A 14,075-nucleotide genomic window follows, 5' to 3' on the forward strand; every position below is an offset into this window, starting at 1 on the left:
AGCACCGATGTCGCGGGGCCACGTTCTGTTACCGTTCAGGGTCATTATTGCAGTGGAAAGTTAGTTTTCCGACCAGTATAGGACCGACATGGCGACGCCGATCTACGAATTTGCGCAAATCCCGCGGGTCGACGCCGCCAGCCGCGCCCGTGCGCGCGTCCGGCGGATGCGCGATGCCGGGCAGGCGCCCACGGTCGGCGTGATCTACAACCCGCGCAGCCACCGCAATCTCGGTGCCGATTTCGACTGCGGAATCTGCCCCCACGTCCACATCGCCCAGCCGCGCGAGCGCGGTCAGCTGCCGCTTGCGCTCGCCGAATTCGCCGAGAAGGGGATCGACCTCCTCGTGATCAACGGCGGCGACGGCACCGTGCGCGACGTGCTGACCTGCGGGCAGACGGTGTTCGGCGATGAATGGCCGGCGATCGCGGTGCTGCCCAAGGGCAAGACCAACGCGCTCACCGTCGATCTCGGCGTGCCGGACGACTGGACCTTGCAGGACGCGATCGAGGCCTTCGATCACGGCAGCCGCATCTACCGCCGCCCGATGAACGTCTCGGCGCTCGGCACCGACGCGAAGCCCGGCGCGGTTTCGCGGGTGGCCGGCTTCATCCTCGGTGCGGGCGCCTTCACCAAGGCGACCCAGGCGGGGCAGAGCGCGCACAAGCTCGGCGCCTTCAACTCGATGGTGGTCGCCGTGACCGGCATCTGGGCGCTGCTCCAGTCGCTGTTCGCGACCCGCGGCAATGCGTGGCGCAAGGGCGCGCGGATGCGCATCGGGCTGGGCAGCGCGGATGCGCCGATGGTCCATAGCGGCCACGGCGATCCCGCCATGCGCCAGCTGCTCTTTGCCTCGACGCTCGAGCGGCTCCCTGCTGGGATCAAGCCCTTCGGCGCGATCAGGAGCGGACTGAAGCTGGTGGCGATCGACCAGATCTCGCGCCGCACCACGGCGCTGATCCCGCTGATCCTGCTCGGCAAGATCAGGGGTCCGCTGCGCCAGCGCGGCATCCACCAGCTCGCCGCGACCCAGTTCAGCCTGTCGATCGACGATCAGTTCATCCTCGACGGCGAGGCCTTCCCCGCGGGCGACTATCGCATCGAGCAGGGGCCGGAGCTCGCCTTCGTCGCACCATGAGCGGCGCGCCCGACGGGCTCGCCGCGCGGATCGCCGCGCGCCTTGCCGCTCCGGTCGATCCCGCCGTCGCCGCCTTCGCGAGAGCGCTGGCCGAGGAAGCGGGCGCGCGCGCCGTGCTGTTCTACGGTTCGAACCTGCGCACCGGGTCGCTCGAAGGGGTGCTCGATTTCTACGTGCTGCTGCCGGGGCGGGAGACCAGCGCGATCTGGCCGCGCGTGTCCTATCACGAGCGCGAGCATGAGGGCCTGGCCCTGCGCGCCAAGGTCGCCACCATGGCGCTGTCGACCTTCGCCCGGGCGGCGGAGGGGACACTTACGGACACCACCATCTGGGCGCGCTTCGTCCAGCCTTCCGCGCTGGTGTGGGAGGCGGACGAGGCCGCCCGCAGCGACGTGATTGCCGCCGTCGCCGCCGCCTCGGCCACCGCCGCGCGCCTCGCTGCCGCGCTCGGTCCGGCCAGCGGCACCGCCGAGGATTACTGGCGCGCCCTGTTCCGCGCCACCTACGCCGCCGAGTTCCGGGTCGAGAAGGGCGGGCGCGAGAACGATATTCTCGCGGTCAACGCCGATCACTTCGCCGGGCTTCTGCCGCTGGCGCTGGAGGCGGCCGGCATCCCGCCGGGCCAGCACGGGGCGATCCTCACCCCGCGCCTGACGCCGGCCGAGCGCGCTCGGATTCTCGGCTGGTGGAAGCGCCGCCGCCGGCTCGGCAAGCCGTTGAACCTGCTGCGCCTCGTCAAGGCCAGCACCACCTTCGAGGGTGCGGCGCGTTATGCCGCGTGGAAGATCGAGCGGCACACGGGCATGCCGGTCGAGGTGACGCCGTTCCGAGAACGCTACCCGCTGCTCGCCGCGCCGCAGGTGCTGTTCGATCTGTGGCACCACAGGCGCCGCGCCTGACGCGCACGCCCGCGGCGGCCAGCGGTCACATGTACTGCATGTTGATCGACATCCGGCTCACCCCGCTGTCCGCGCTGAAGCGGGTCTTGTCGACCGAGGGCGGCCGGGGCACGAGGCCGAGGATCTTCCTGATCCCGGGGTTGTTCGACATCCCCGCGCCGTCCGCCAGATCGGACTTGCGGTTGCCGTTGACGTCGTGGTGGACCGCAATGGCATAGTCGCCCGCCGCCGGCAGAGGGACGCAGACCGTCATGCTGCCGGGCTGCGGCCGCGCGTCGACGCGCAGGATGTAGCGCTTGCTCTGCAGCCAGTCGCGGCTGTTGGCGGGATAGGCGCGCACGAAGAGGTTGCCCTCGGCGGACTTCAGCCCGTTCAACGTCACCCGGACCGCCGGACCCTTGTCCGCGGCGCATTGCGCAAGGTCATTCGTCATCGTGCGGGCATAGGTGAAGCCCTGCGCCGCCACCGGCAGCGCGAGGGCGCCGGCCAGCAGCGCCCCTGCCGCGGCGCGGCGAACAGGGCGGGACAGGCTGGGGAGGGACGGCAGAGTGTTCATGGACATCTCGCGAGGACAGGTAAGGAGAGGAGCGCAGGCGCGCAAGCGGGAGAGGGTGGAGGCGCGGGCAGGGGCTCATCGGCTCATGGCGCCCCCTGTGGCAGGATGCGCCTGAATTGCGGCTTAATCTGCCGCTTTCGTGCCCTCGTGACGGGACCCGCGGTGGAAAAGCCGTCAGCGCGCCTTGTCCCGGGATTCGCGGCTCCCGTATGGCTGGCTATCGCGCCACACGGGATCTGTCGTCGCCGTCATGCCTGCACCCCTGATCTCCCCCTCGATCCTCTCCGCCGATTTCGCGCGGCTGGGCGATGAGGTGCGCGCGGTCGACGCGGCCGGGGCGGACTGGATCCACATCGACGTGATGGACGGCCATTTCGTGCCGAACATCACCATTGGCCCCGATGTCGTGAAGGCGCTGCGCCCGCATACGTTGAAGCCATTCGACGTCCACCTGATGATCGCGCCCGTCGATCCCTACCTCCAGGCCTTCGCCGATGCCGGGGCGGACATCATCACCGTCCACCCCGAGGCAGGACCGCACATCCACCGCACGCTCCAGGCGATCAAGGCGCTGGGCAAGAAGGCGGGGGTGGTGATCAATCCCGGCACGCCGGTTGAGGTGCTCGACAATCTCATGGACATGGCCGACCTCATCCTCGTGATGAGCGTCAACCCGGGCTTCGGCGGGCAGAGCTTCATTCCCTCGCAGCTCGACAAGATCGCCCGCATCCGCTCGATGATCACGCGCTCGGGCCGCGCCATCCATCTCGAGGTCGACGGCGGGGTGAACGCCGAGACCGCACGGATGTGCGTCGAGGCGGGGGCCGACGTGCTGGTCGCGGGCTCGGCGACGTTCAGGGGCGGGCCGGACGCCTACGCCGCCAACATCGCCGCGCTGAAGGGCGAGAGGTGATGGCGACGCTGCTGCGCACCCCTGCCGCGGCCCGGGCCGACGCGCTGGTGGAGCGGGTGGCGGAGGCGCCGGTGTTGCCGCTCGGCGGCGGGGCCGAACCCGGTGCGGAACCGCCAGCACTGCCGCGCCCGGAGGAGCCCTCGCGCGCGCTCGCCCTGTCGGATGTGATCGCGGTGCATTCCGGCCCCGGCGAGGCGCTGATCCGCTTCGCCTACCGTATCGGCATCCCCGGCCATGCCATCGCCGCTCCGTTCCGCCGCCCCCAGCCGCTGCGGGTGGTGGCGACGGTGGAAAGCCCCAACCGCGGCGATCGCGCGGCAGGCACGGCCCTGCGCGCCGGGCACTTCCTGATCCACGGCGTCCGCCTGCCAATCGCGAGCTTCGATTTCTCTCTGCCCGCGCACCACGCCCCCGGCGTCGAGCGGATAGTCCATTCCTTCGCCTGGCTCGCCGATCTCGCGGCCAGCGCGCTGCGCGCCGACGGTGCCGCCGTCGCCGAGCGGATCGCGACCCAGTGGCTCCACGCCCACGGCGTCCCCGGCAAGGGTCCGGCATGGGACACGGAACTGGCAGGCCTGCGGCTCGTGGCTTGGCTGGTGCACGCCCCGCTGATGCTCGGCGGCAACGACAAGGCGCTGAAATCGCGCCTCCTCGCCGCCATCGGCGAGACCGCGGGCTGGCTCGACAAGCGCGCGCCGAAGGAGCCTGCGGGCTTCGGGCAGGTCGCGGCTTATGCGGGCGTGGTCGCAGCGGGCCTGCTGCTCCCCCACGGCAGGCCGCGGCGGCTGTTCGGCGAGGCCGGGCTGGTCAAGGCACTGGGCGACATGGTCGGCGAGGACGGCGGCGTGCTGTCGCGCTGCCCCGCCGCGCAGCTCGAGGCGATCCGCCTGCTGACCGATCTGCTCGCCTGCTACGATGCCGTGAAGATCACGCCCCCGCCCGCGCTCGCGGTGATGCGCGAGTTGCTCGTCCCGCCGCTGCTCGGACTGCGTCACGGCGACGGTTCGCTCGGCAGCTGGCAGGGGCAGGGCGCGATTCCGGCCGACCGCGTCAACGCCGTGATCGAGGCAAGCGGCGTGCGCACCCGCCCGCTGGTGCAGGCCGGGGGCTGGGGCTACCAGCGCATCAAGGCGGGCGAGACCCTCGTCCAGTTCGACACGGCACCGCCGCCGCGCGCCAAGCACGCCCGCACCGGCTGCGCCTCGACGCTCGCCTTCGAGCTTTCGGACGGGCCGCAGCGGATCATCGTCAATTGCGGCGGCGCGGCACTGGCCGGCGGGCAGGTGCCTGCGCGCATCGGGCAGGGTCTGCGCGCGACGGCCGCCTTCTCGACCCTGGTGCTCGACAACGCCAATTCCACTGCCGTCCTGCTCCACGGCAAGCTCGGCAAGGGGGTGGAGACCGTGGAGTTCGACCGCCGCACCGTCCCCGGTCGGGCGCGCGAGGCGACCCGGATCGAGGCGGCGCATGATGGCTATGCGAGCCGCTTCGGCCTCACCCACCGGCGCATCCTGACGCTCTCGGGCGACGGAACCGAGCTCGCCGGCGAGGACATCCTCGTGCCCACCGCGAAGAACGGAAAGCGCGGCAAGATCGGCTTCGCGATCCGCTTCCACCTCGGGCGCGGGGTGGAGGTGCAGCTTTCCGGCGACAAGCGGGGTGCCAGCCTGCTGCTGCCCGACGGTCGGCTCTGGCAATTCCGGCTCGGCGGCGATAGGGCGGGCGCCGACGCAATCACCCTGTCTGCCGAGGACAGCCTGTGGGTCGACGGCGAGGGCCGCCCCCATGCCACCGAGCAGCTGGTGATCGAGGGACTGGCATTGCGCAGCGGGGGGCAATTCTCCTGGCTGCTGAGAAAAACGGGGTAGCATCCACCATGAGCGACAATGTGATCCGGCGGGCGCTGCTGTCAGTGTCCGACAAGAGCGGTTTGGCCGATCTGGGCGCGGCCCTGGCGGCGCGGGGCGTGGAGCTGGTCAGCACCGGCGGCACGGCCAAGGCCCTGCGCGATGTCGGCCTTGCGGTAAAGGACGTGTCCGAACTCACCGGCTTTCCCGAGATGATGGACGGGCGGGTGAAGACCCTCCACCCCACGGTCCACGGCGGCCTCCTTGCCCTGCGCGACAATCCCGAACACGTCGCCGCGATGGAGGCCCACGGGATCGGCGCGATCGATCTGGTGGTGGTCAACCTCTACCCCTTCGAGGCGACGGTGGCGAAGGGTGCGAGCCGCGAAGAGGTGATCGAGAACATCGACATCGGCGGACCTTCGATGGTGCGTTCCGCCGCGAAGAACCACGGCTTCGTGACCATCCTCACCGACCCCGCCGATTACGCGACGCTGATCGAGGAAATGGACGCCAATGGCGGCGCAACCACGCAGGCCTTCCGCACCCGCATGGCTGGCAAGGCCTATGCCCGCACCGCCGCCTATGACGCCGCGATCGCCAGCTGGTTCGCCTTCTCGCCTGCCGCCAGCGACGAGCTGACGCTGTTCCCCGAAACGCTCCCGCTCGCCTTCAAGCGCGCCGACACGCTGCGCTACGGCGAGAACCCGCACCAGTCGGCGGCGATCTATGTCCCGCAGGTCGCGGGCACCGCGGGCGTGCCGCAGGCGGCGCAGCTTCAGGGCAAGGAGCTCTCCTACAACAACTTGAACGATGCCGACGCGGCGCTTGAACTGGCGGCAGAGTTCGCCGGGCAGGAACCGGCGGTCGTCATCGTCAAGCACGCCAACCCTTGCGGCGTGGCGCAGGGCGGCTCGCTGCTGTCGGCGTGGGAAGCCGCCCTTGCCTGTGACAGCGTGTCGGCCTTCGGCGGGATCGTCGCGGTCAACACCGAGCTTGATGCGGCCACCGCAGCGGCGATCAGCGCGATCTTCACCGAGGTGGTGATTGCGCCTTCGGTCAGCGCCGAGGCGCGCGAGATCTTCGCGAAAAAGAAGAACCTGCGCCTGCTCGAATGCGGCGCCCTGCCGAACCCGCGCCGGGGCGGGCTGGCGCTCAAGACCATCGCCGGGGGCGTGCTGATCCAGTCGCACGACAACGGGGCGATTGGGCCGGACGACCTCAAGGTCGTCACGAAGCGCGCGCCGACCGAGCAGGAACTGAAGGACTGCCTCTTCGCCTGGACGGTGGCACGGCACGTCAAGTCCAACGCGATCGTCTACGCCAAGGACGGCGCGACCGCGGGAATCGGCGCAGGCCAGATGAACCGCCGCGATTCGGCGCGGATCGCCGCGATCAAGGCGAAGGAAGCTGCCGAGACCCATGGCTGGGACGCGCCGCGCACCGTGGGCAGCGCGGTCGCCTCGGATGCCTTCTTCCCCTTCGCCGACGGATTGCTCGCGGCGGCGGAAGCGGGCGCGACCGCGGTGATCCAGCCGGGCGGCTCGATACGCGACGACGAGGTGATCGCCGCCGCCGACGAGGCCGGGCTGGCGATGGTGTTCACCGGGATGCGCCACTTCCGGCACTGACGCGTTGCAAAGGGGCCTACGCCCCTTCGTCATCGGTGCGCTTGCGCAACCTGTCGCACTGCGCGCACGGCTGGACCTTTCTCCCGCCCTCGCGCAACTATTTTTCGGCCGATCCGTAACCAGTATAGGGCCGATACCCAATACGGCCCGACCGCCGGTTCATCCCGCCGCAATCCGGTAGCGGGCAAAGGAACAGGCGGAAACGACGCGAATCACGAGCACCCAATGCGCCTCTTCAGCACCGACCTGTTCCGCAACTTCGGCATCGGCTTCGTCCTCGGGGCAGTGCTGATCGTCGGCGCGAACGCGGAAAGCTGGAGCGACGCCGTGGCCGCACCCGCGCAGGCTGCCGAAATCGTCAAGGCCCCGGCCCCCGCGGCGGAGTTCGTGATCGCGCCTTCCGAAGGCTGATCTTCATGCACAAGCTCGCTGTCATGCTCGCCGCCGGTTCGCTGGCGCTGAGCGCGTGCGCCGGTCCCGCGACGGCCGCCGAGGAACCCGTCGACGCGCCCGCCGCCGCCCGCATCGCCAAGGAGAAGCCCGGCCTCAAGACCGCGGTCTTCGCAGGCGGTTGCTTCTGGGGGGTCGAGGGCGTCTTCAGCCACGTCAAGGGCGTGACCGGCGCAGTTTCGGGCTTTCACGGCGGCACCAAGGAGAGCGCGAGATACGACGTCGTCGTCACCGGCATGACCGACCACGCCGAATCCGTGAAGATCACCTATGATCCTTCGGTGGTGCGCTACGACGAACTGCTGCGCATCTTCTTCTCCGTGGTCGCCGATCCGACCCTCAAGAACCGCCAGGGCCCCGATGTCGGCGCGCATTACCGCAGCGCCATCGTGCCGACCAATGCCGAACAGGCCGCCGTCGCCAAGGCCTACCTCGCCCAGCTCGGCAAGTCGGGGCTGTGGTCGAAGCCGATCGTTACCCGGATCGAAAGCTACAAGGCCTTCTACCCGGCCGAGGGCTACCATCAGGACTTCATGCTGAAGAACCCGAAGCACGGCTACATCGTCCGGTGGGACGCGCCCAAGGTGGCTGCGCTCAAGCAGATGTTCCCGCAGCACTACCGCGCGAGCTTCCTCAAGGGCGCCTGACACTGTCACAAGTCGTCTTTGCGCTTTCCTCGTGTCCGCCTATATTGGCAGACATGGGACAGCACGCACATACCCACCACGAACACCGGGGCGCAGACCTCGTCGCCGAGGCCGCCCGCGCGCTGGTCGCGGGGGGCGAGCAATGGACCTCGATGCGCGAGGCCGTGTTCAGCGAACTCGCCCGGCACGAACGCCCGGTCTCGGCCTACGATATCGCCGACAACCTCTCGGCCGCGCGCGGCAAGCGGGTCGCGCCGAACTCGGTCTACCGCATCCTCGATGTCTTCGTGACGAACAACCTCGCCATGCGCGTCGAGAGCGCCAACGCCTATCTCGCCAACACGCACCCGGGCTGCGCGCATGACTGCATCTTCCTCGTGTGCGACGAATGCGGCGAGGCCGCCCATGTCGACGACGAGGAGGTGAGCCGCTCGGTGCGCGCCATCGCCACCACACGCGGCTTCAAGGCCGAACGTCCGGTGCTGGAGATCCGCGGCCTGTGCAAGGCCTGTGCATAGGCGATGCGCGTTTGATCTGACGCAAGCCTTTGCGTCGACACACCGCTATTCCGGGTGTAAGGCTGGGGGTTATGACACAACCGCCTTACACGCCTTTGCTCGATCAGGTTGACACTCCGGCCGACCTGCGCCGCCTCAAGCCCGAACAGCTCCGCCAACTCGCAGACGAACTGCGCGCCGAGATGATCGACGCGGTCAGCGTCTCGGGCGGGCACCTCGGTTCCGGCCTCGGCGTGGTCGAACTGACCGTCGCGATCCACTATGTCTTCAACACGCCCGAGGACAAGCTGGTGTGGGACGTGGGGCACCAGTGCTATCCGCACAAGATCATCACAGGCCGGCGCGACCGCATCCGTACCCTGCGCCAGGGCGGGGGCCTTTCCGGCTTCACCAAGCGTTCCGAGAGCGAATACGACCCCTTCGGCGCGGCGCACTCCTCGACCTCGATCAGCGCCGCACTGGGCTTTGCCATCGCCAACAAGCTGAAAGGCGAGCCCGGGCGCGGGATCGCGGTGATCGGCGACGGTTCGATGAGCGCCGGCATGGCCTACGAGGCGATGAACAATGCCGCGCAGGCCGGCAACCGGCTGATCGTGATCCTCAACGACAACGACATGTCGATCGCACCGCCGGTGGGGGGCCTCTCGGCCTATCTCGCGCGGATGGTGTCCTCGAGCGAATATCTCGGCATCCGCAGCCTCGCCAGCCGCGCCATCCAGAAGATGAGCCGCCGCCTGCACGACACGCTCGGCAAGGCCGAGGAGTTCACCCGCGGCATGGTGACGGGCGGCACGCTGTTCGAGGAACTGGGCTTCTACTATGTCGGCCCGATCGACGGGCACAATCTCGACCACCTGCTTCCCGTGCTGGAGAACGTGCGCGACACCTCCGAAGGCCCGGTGCTGATCCATGTCGTGACCGAGAAGGGCAAGGGCTATGCCCCCGCCGAGAACTCCGCCGACAAGTATCACGGCGTCCCCAAGTTCAACGTCGTCACCGGCGAGAAGGCCAAGAGCAATCCGACGGCACCTGCCTATCAGGACGTCTTCGGCCTGACGCTGGCGAAGCTTGCCGAGACCGACGACAGGATCTGCGCGATCACCGCCGCCATGCCTTCGGGCACCGGGGTGGACAAATTTGCCAAGGCGCATCCTGCGCGCACCTTCGACGTCGGTATCGCCGAACAGCACGCGGTGACCTTCGCGGCCGGTCTGGCCGCACAGGGGATGCGGCCCTTCGCGGCAATCTATTCGACCTTCCTCCAGCGCGCCTATGACCAGGTGGTGCACGATGTGTGCATCCAGAACCTGCCCGTGCGCTTCGCGATCGACCGCGCCGGGCTGGTGGGCGCGGACGGAGCGACCCATGCGGGGAGCTTCGACATCACCTATCTCGCCACCCTGCCGAACATGGTCGTCATGGCCGCCGCCGACGAGGCCGAGCTGGTCCACATGACCTATACCGCCGCCGAATATGACGAGGGCCCGATCGCCTTCCGCTACCCGCGCGGCAACGGCACCGGCGTGCCCCTGCCCGAGGTTCCGGTGAAGCTGGAGATCGGCAAGGGCCGTCTGGTGCGCGAGGGCAGCAAGGTCGCGATCCTCTCGCTGGGCGCGCGTCTGGCCGAGGCGCTGAAGGCCGCCGACACGCTCGAGGCCAAGGGCCTTTCGACCACGGTCGCCGACCTGCGCTTCGCCAAGCCCCTCGACGAGGAACTGATCGCCCGCCTGATGCGCACCCACGAGGTGATCGTCACGGTCGAGGAAGGCGCCATCGGCGGCCTCGGCGCCCATGTCCTGACCTTCGCCAGCGACGAGGGCCTGACCGACAACGGGTTGAAGGTCCGCACCCTGCGCTTGCCCGACACCTTCATCGACCACGACGACCCGGTGAAGCAGTACGACGAGGCCGGCCTCAACGCGCCGCACATCGTCGACACCGTGCTCAAGGCGCTGAAGCACAACAGCGCGGGGATCGACGCGGAGGCCGAGGAAGCGCGCGCCTGACCTAGCGCGGGCGGGTGATCGGCAAGGTCTCGGGATTGGCAGGCGGTTCCACAGGCGTGGCTCTGTCATCCGGAGGCGCTGCCGATTGCGCCTTCATTGCCTCCAGTTCCTCCAGCCACATCCGGTCGCGTTCCGAGATCGGCTCGCCTTTCAGCTCCGCGATGTCCTGCCGCCGCTGGGCGAGGTAGGTTTCGCGGCGCAGGCGGTAGGGATCGTCGGCGTTGCGGATGCTGGCAATCTCCTCGTCGAATTCCAGCCGCTGGTCGAGCCCGTTCACTACGAAATAGGTCGCCGCATAGGCAGGGCGGTTGAAGGGCTTGCCCACCGCCAGCGGCAGCAGCAGCTGGTCGAGCGTGCTCCCGGCGAGATCGCGCACGCTGGTCGCCCCCGTCACCGGCAGGTAGAGATAGGGCCCCGGCCCCACCCCGTAATAGCCCATGGTGTTGGCAAAGCCGTTGCGGCGATAGGGCAGATCCGCCTTCTTGCCCGCCACGTCGAACAGGCCGCCCACCCCGATAGTGGTGTTGATCGCCATCCGCCCGAGCGTCTCGAAGGCCTTGCCGACCTTGCCCTGCAGCAGGAAATTGAGCGCGTTGCTGGGCTCCCCCAGATTGCGCACCACGTTGCCGAGCCCGTCGCGCACCGGCCCGGGCAGGCCGTCGCGGTAGGCATAGGCGACCGGCTCGACCAGCGCCTGGTCAACCGCCTGGGTGAGGCGATAGCTCTCCTCGTTGACGCGCTCCATCGGGTCGCTCTTGGGCGGGCCGATCTCGCCCTCCACGACGATCTCGCCGACGGGCGGTTCATCCTCCTGCGCGGGCGGACCGGATTCCTGCGCCGCCGCGAGGCTCCATGCGAGCGGCACGACATTGGCCACCGGCACCTGCGCCGGCAAGGGCAGCGGTGCGGCGGCGAGAGCGGCGCCCAGCAGCGAAGGCGAGGTCGCAATCAGCCCAAGACCCGGCATGACACTCCTTTCGCTTGAGGCGGTTCCACGTTGCTGCGCAATTCTTGCCCTTTAACCACCCGCCCTATACGCAAGCTGAATTGTTAGACACAAAGGCGCAAGTTACCCCCATGTCCCTGATCCAGATCGCCAAGGAAGGCCCCGTCACCATTCTCACGCTCGACCGCGCGGAGAGCATGAACCCGCTCGGCGCGCCCGGCGACGGGGACGAGTTCGTGCGTGTCGCCAATGCGATCAACCGCGACATGGAGTGCCGCGTGGTGATCCTGACCGGCGCCGGGCGGGCCTTCAGCGCGGGCGGCGACGTCAAGGCGATGCGTGACAAGACCGGGACCTTCGGCGGCACCACCCCCGCCATTTCCGACGGCTACCGTGACAACATCCACCAGATGCTGCGGGCCCTCTATGGCCTGCGCGTACCGGTGATCGCTGCGGTCAACGGGCCGGCGATCGGCCTCGGCTGCGACGTCGCCTGCCTTGCCGACATCCGCATCGCTTCCGAAACCGCGAAGTTCGGGGTGACCTTCCTCAAGCTCGGGATCATCCCCGGCGACGGGGGCACCTGGATCCTCCCCCGCGTGATCGGGATGAGCCGTGCGGCGGAGCTGTTCTACACCGGCGACGTGATCGACGCCGCGACGGCGAAGGAATGGGGCCTCGTCAGCCGCGTCGTGCCGGCCGATGCGCTGATGGACGAGGCGCGGGCGTTGGCGGCGAAGATCGCGGCGCTCCCGCCGCACGCCCTGCGCCACACCAAGAACCTGCTCCGCCAGGGCCAGCAGACCAGCTACGACACCGCACTGGAACTTGCCGCCAACACGCAGGCTATGATGCACACCACCGCCGATCACGCGGAGGGCGTCGCCTCCCTGATCGAGAAGCGCCCGGCGGTGTTCAAGGGCGAATAGGCGGGCCGGCGCGCGGCCTGACAGGAGGAAGGCCGTGAGCATCGAATTGTGGATCGCCCTCGGGGCCAATCTCACCAGCCTGCTGGTCGCCGCAGGAGGCTGGGTCTTCGCGTGGCGGCTCCAGAAGGAAAAGAAGAAGCAGGACCGGCGCGACAAGCTGCTCGGCCGGGCCCTGCGCGAGATCATGGCGCGGGTGGTGCTCGAGGAGAAGACGATCGACTATTTCATCGACGAACAGCCTCTCGGGAGGCAGTCGCTCAAGGTCGAGCTGCGTGACCGGGTCGAGGCCGAACTTGGCTACCGGCCCGCCATGTCGCGCAGCGAGGTGAAGCGGTTCATGGACCAGAACCCGGGGTAAGGCCCGGTCAGCCGATCCAGCGGAACACGCCCGCCGGGATGCCGGCGCGCCACAGGTGGACCCAGCTTCCCGCGAGCCACAGCGCGGTCCCTGCCAGCAGCGGCACGGCGCCGACCGACAGCAGCCGGCCCCAGCGCGGCCAGTAGCTCGTCTTGCTTTCCCACTCCGCCCAGGCAGCGCCCATCAGGGCCTCCTTCTTGGCGTCCTGCAGCCTCGCGCCGACCAGCGCGAGAATGCCCATCGCCAGCGCCGTCACCATCGTGCGGGTGCTCCAGAACAGCACCATGTGCGAGATCGCCCAGAGGCCGATCCCCCACATCATTGGATGGCGGGTGACGCGCAGCGCCCCGCGCGGCTCGGCGCGGGTCTGGGCCTCGGCCTGCGGGGTCGGCAGGGCGGGGTTGCCGATGAACGAGCCCGCCAGCAGCACCATCGCGGGCCAGGTCAGGATCGTGGCGATGATCCACCCCGCCTCGCCAGAGCCCGGCAGGTCGGCGGCAGGGGCGGCGAGAAATGCGAAATAGACCCACGCCAGCGTCGCGAAGCTCACCGCCGTGTAGGCGAGGCTGAAGCCCTTCTCCCCCAGAGCCTTCACCATAGGCGTGCGCAGCGGGTGAGACATGGCGAAGTGCGAGCCGACAAAGGCGATGTTCGCCGCGATGAGTGCGATGATGTTCCCGTCCATGGCGGGCAGCCTAACATGGGTTGGGGCCGCGCGCCTAGCGGGGCTGCGTCACATGGCCACGGTTTCGCTGGCGAGACCGGTCGGCACGATGGTCGCTTGCGCAGCGGCGACATGGACGGGGGCTTCGCCTTCGCTCTCCGCCCAGACATCGGCGCGCACCACCACCTGCCGCTTGCCCGCCTTTACCACCGTGCCCTTCGCCCGCAGCCGCTCGCCCTTTGCGGGGCGGAGGAAGTCGATGGTGTAGCCCCCCGTCACCACGTCGCCCGCAACCGAGGCTCCGGCCCAGGCGCAGGCATTGTCCGCCATCAGCCCGACGATCGCGCCATGCGCGAAGCCGTGGTGCTGGGTCATCTCGGGACGCAAGGTCAGGGTGAGTTCGCTTTCTCCCTCCCATACCTTCACCGGCTCGACATCGAGCCAGGCGGAAAAGCCCGACCGCGCGACCGCGACCTTCCTCATGTAGGCAACCGAGGCTTCGGGGCTGTCGAAACGGGTGACGGGTCTGGTCGACATCACGGCGGGCTCCTTCAAGTCTGCAATACAGACGTT

General features: G+C 69.0%; 15 protein-coding genes. 11 read left to right on the forward strand and 4 right to left on the reverse strand.

The window, feature by feature from the left end; translation table 11 throughout:
* Positions 1-88: 88 nt before the first annotated feature.
* Positions 89-1,138: a diacylglycerol/lipid kinase family protein gene (locus ACMX37_RS15870; RefSeq protein WP_483146847.1), complete on the forward strand. Its 1,050-nt coding sequence runs from the start codon at positions 89-91 to the stop codon at positions 1,136-1,138.
* Entirely contained in the window at positions 1,135-2,037 is a 903-nt protein-coding gene (locus ACMX37_RS15875) for a hypothetical protein (RefSeq protein WP_483146848.1), read from the forward strand. Before ACMX37_RS15870 ends, ACMX37_RS15875 begins: the two co-directional genes overlap by 4 nt.
* A gap of 25 nt (positions 2,038-2,062) precedes the next feature.
* On the opposite strand, the gene ACMX37_RS15880 is transcribed toward ACMX37_RS15875, so the two are convergent.
* Entirely contained in the window at positions 2,063-2,599 is a 537-nt protein-coding gene (locus ACMX37_RS15880; RefSeq protein ID WP_483146849.1) for a DUF2141 domain-containing protein, read from the reverse strand.
* Positions 2,600-2,843: 244 nt separating this feature from the next.
* Here ACMX37_RS15880 and rpe point away from each other — a divergent pair, with 244 nt between their 5' ends.
* The 7 genes from rpe to dxs all read left to right on the forward strand — a co-directional run bounded on the left by rpe (position 2,844) and on the right by dxs (position 10,605).
* Entirely contained in the window at positions 2,844-3,506 is a 663-nt protein-coding gene (gene rpe, locus ACMX37_RS15885; RefSeq protein WP_483146850.1) for a ribulose-phosphate 3-epimerase, read from the forward strand.
* A complete protein-coding gene (locus tag ACMX37_RS15890; protein ID WP_483146851.1) occupies positions 3,506-5,374 on the forward strand; it encodes a heparinase II/III family protein in 1,869 nt (622 codons plus the stop codon). The genes rpe and ACMX37_RS15890 overlap by 1 nt, the downstream gene beginning before the upstream one ends.
* Positions 5,375-5,382: 8 nt before the next feature.
* On the forward strand, positions 5,383-6,984 hold the full coding sequence (purH, locus tag ACMX37_RS15895; protein WP_483146852.1) for a bifunctional phosphoribosylaminoimidazolecarboxamide formyltransferase/IMP cyclohydrolase: 1,602 nt from the start codon (positions 5,383-5,385) through the stop codon (positions 6,982-6,984).
* A gap of 225 nt (positions 6,985-7,209) precedes the next feature.
* Complete coding sequence (locus ACMX37_RS15900; RefSeq protein ID WP_088912943.1) at positions 7,210-7,395, forward strand: hypothetical protein; 186 nt, start codon at positions 7,210-7,212, stop codon at positions 7,393-7,395.
* A 5-nt stretch (positions 7,396-7,400) separates the two neighbouring features.
* Positions 7,401-8,081, forward strand: coding sequence for a peptide-methionine (S)-S-oxide reductase MsrA (msrA, locus tag ACMX37_RS15905; RefSeq protein ID WP_483146853.1), 681 nt, complete (start codon positions 7,401-7,403; stop codon positions 8,079-8,081).
* Positions 8,082-8,134: 53 nt separating this feature from the next.
* The gene (locus ACMX37_RS15910) at positions 8,135-8,599 is read left to right on the forward strand and encodes a Fur family transcriptional regulator (RefSeq protein ID WP_483146854.1); all 465 of its coding nucleotides are present in this window, start codon (positions 8,135-8,137) and stop codon (positions 8,597-8,599) included.
* Between the two features lie 71 nt (positions 8,600-8,670).
* A complete protein-coding gene (gene dxs, locus ACMX37_RS15915) occupies positions 8,671-10,605 on the forward strand; it encodes a 1-deoxy-D-xylulose-5-phosphate synthase (protein WP_483146855.1) in 1,935 nt (644 codons plus the stop codon).
* 1 nt (position 10,606) lies between these two features.
* On the opposite strand, the gene ACMX37_RS15920 is transcribed toward dxs, so the two are convergent.
* Positions 10,607-11,572 (reverse strand): MlaA family lipoprotein, encoded by a 966-nt coding sequence (locus ACMX37_RS15920; RefSeq protein ID WP_483146856.1) that lies wholly within the window; start codon positions 11,570-11,572, stop codon positions 10,607-10,609.
* Between the two features lie 110 nt (positions 11,573-11,682).
* Between ACMX37_RS15920 and ACMX37_RS15925 the strand changes: the two genes are divergently transcribed.
* Together ACMX37_RS15925 and ACMX37_RS15930 are read left to right on the forward strand one after the other, a co-directional pair.
* Complete coding sequence (locus ACMX37_RS15925; RefSeq protein ID WP_483146857.1) at positions 11,683-12,480, forward strand: crotonase/enoyl-CoA hydratase family protein; 798 nt, start codon at positions 11,683-11,685, stop codon at positions 12,478-12,480.
* Between the two features lie 34 nt (positions 12,481-12,514).
* Positions 12,515-12,838 (forward strand): hypothetical protein, encoded by a 324-nt coding sequence (locus tag ACMX37_RS15930; RefSeq protein WP_483146858.1) that lies wholly within the window; start codon positions 12,515-12,517, stop codon positions 12,836-12,838.
* A 7-nt stretch (positions 12,839-12,845) separates the two neighbouring features.
* Here ACMX37_RS15930 and ACMX37_RS15935 read toward each other — a convergent pair whose 3' ends face one another.
* On the reverse strand, positions 12,846-13,523 hold the full coding sequence (locus ACMX37_RS15935; protein ID WP_483146859.1) for an NnrU family protein: 678 nt from the start codon (positions 13,521-13,523) through the stop codon (positions 12,846-12,848).
* A gap of 48 nt (positions 13,524-13,571) precedes the next feature.
* Entirely contained in the window at positions 13,572-14,039 is a 468-nt protein-coding gene (locus ACMX37_RS15940; RefSeq protein ID WP_483146860.1) for a PaaI family thioesterase, read from the reverse strand.
* Between the last annotated feature and the right edge of the window lie 36 nt (positions 14,040-14,075).

This window comes from Porphyrobacter sp. THAI-01a, assembly GCF_056868655.1.

What these genes read in the sequence shown, in the direction of transcription:
- ACMX37_RS15940 (WP_483146860.1), bottom strand. Translation starts at nt 14,039, where the DNA reads ATGTCGACCAGACCCGTCACCCGTTTCGACAGCCCCGAAGCCTCGGTT.
- rpe (WP_483146850.1), top strand. Translation starts at nt 2,844, where the DNA reads ATGCCTGCACCCCTGATCTCCCCCTCGATCCTCTCCGCCGATTTCGCG.
- dxs (WP_483146855.1), top strand. Translation starts at nt 8,671, where the DNA reads ATGACACAACCGCCTTACACGCCTTTGCTCGATCAGGTTGACACTCCG.
- purH (WP_483146852.1), top strand. Translation starts at nt 5,383, where the DNA reads ATGAGCGACAATGTGATCCGGCGGGCGCTGCTGTCAGTGTCCGACAAG.
- ACMX37_RS15900 (WP_088912943.1), top strand. Translation starts at nt 7,210, where the DNA reads ATGCGCCTCTTCAGCACCGACCTGTTCCGCAACTTCGGCATCGGCTTC.
- ACMX37_RS15875 (WP_483146848.1), top strand. Translation starts at nt 1,135, where the DNA reads ATGAGCGGCGCGCCCGACGGGCTCGCCGCGCGGATCGCCGCGCGCCTT.
- ACMX37_RS15890 (WP_483146851.1), top strand. Translation starts at nt 3,506, where the DNA reads ATGGCGACGCTGCTGCGCACCCCTGCCGCGGCCCGGGCCGACGCGCTG.
- ACMX37_RS15910 (WP_483146854.1), top strand. Translation starts at nt 8,135, where the DNA reads ATGGGACAGCACGCACATACCCACCACGAACACCGGGGCGCAGACCTC.
- ACMX37_RS15925 (WP_483146857.1), top strand. Translation starts at nt 11,683, where the DNA reads ATGTCCCTGATCCAGATCGCCAAGGAAGGCCCCGTCACCATTCTCACG.
- ACMX37_RS15920 (WP_483146856.1), bottom strand. Translation starts at nt 11,572, where the DNA reads ATGCCGGGTCTTGGGCTGATTGCGACCTCGCCTTCGCTGCTGGGCGCC.
- ACMX37_RS15935 (WP_483146859.1), bottom strand. Translation starts at nt 13,523, where the DNA reads ATGGACGGGAACATCATCGCACTCATCGCGGCGAACATCGCCTTTGTC.
- ACMX37_RS15880 (WP_483146849.1), bottom strand. Translation starts at nt 2,599, where the DNA reads ATGTCCATGAACACTCTGCCGTCCCTCCCCAGCCTGTCCCGCCCTGTT.
- msrA (WP_483146853.1), top strand. Translation starts at nt 7,401, where the DNA reads ATGCACAAGCTCGCTGTCATGCTCGCCGCCGGTTCGCTGGCGCTGAGC.
- ACMX37_RS15870 (WP_483146847.1), top strand. Translation starts at nt 89, where the DNA reads ATGGCGACGCCGATCTACGAATTTGCGCAAATCCCGCGGGTCGACGCC.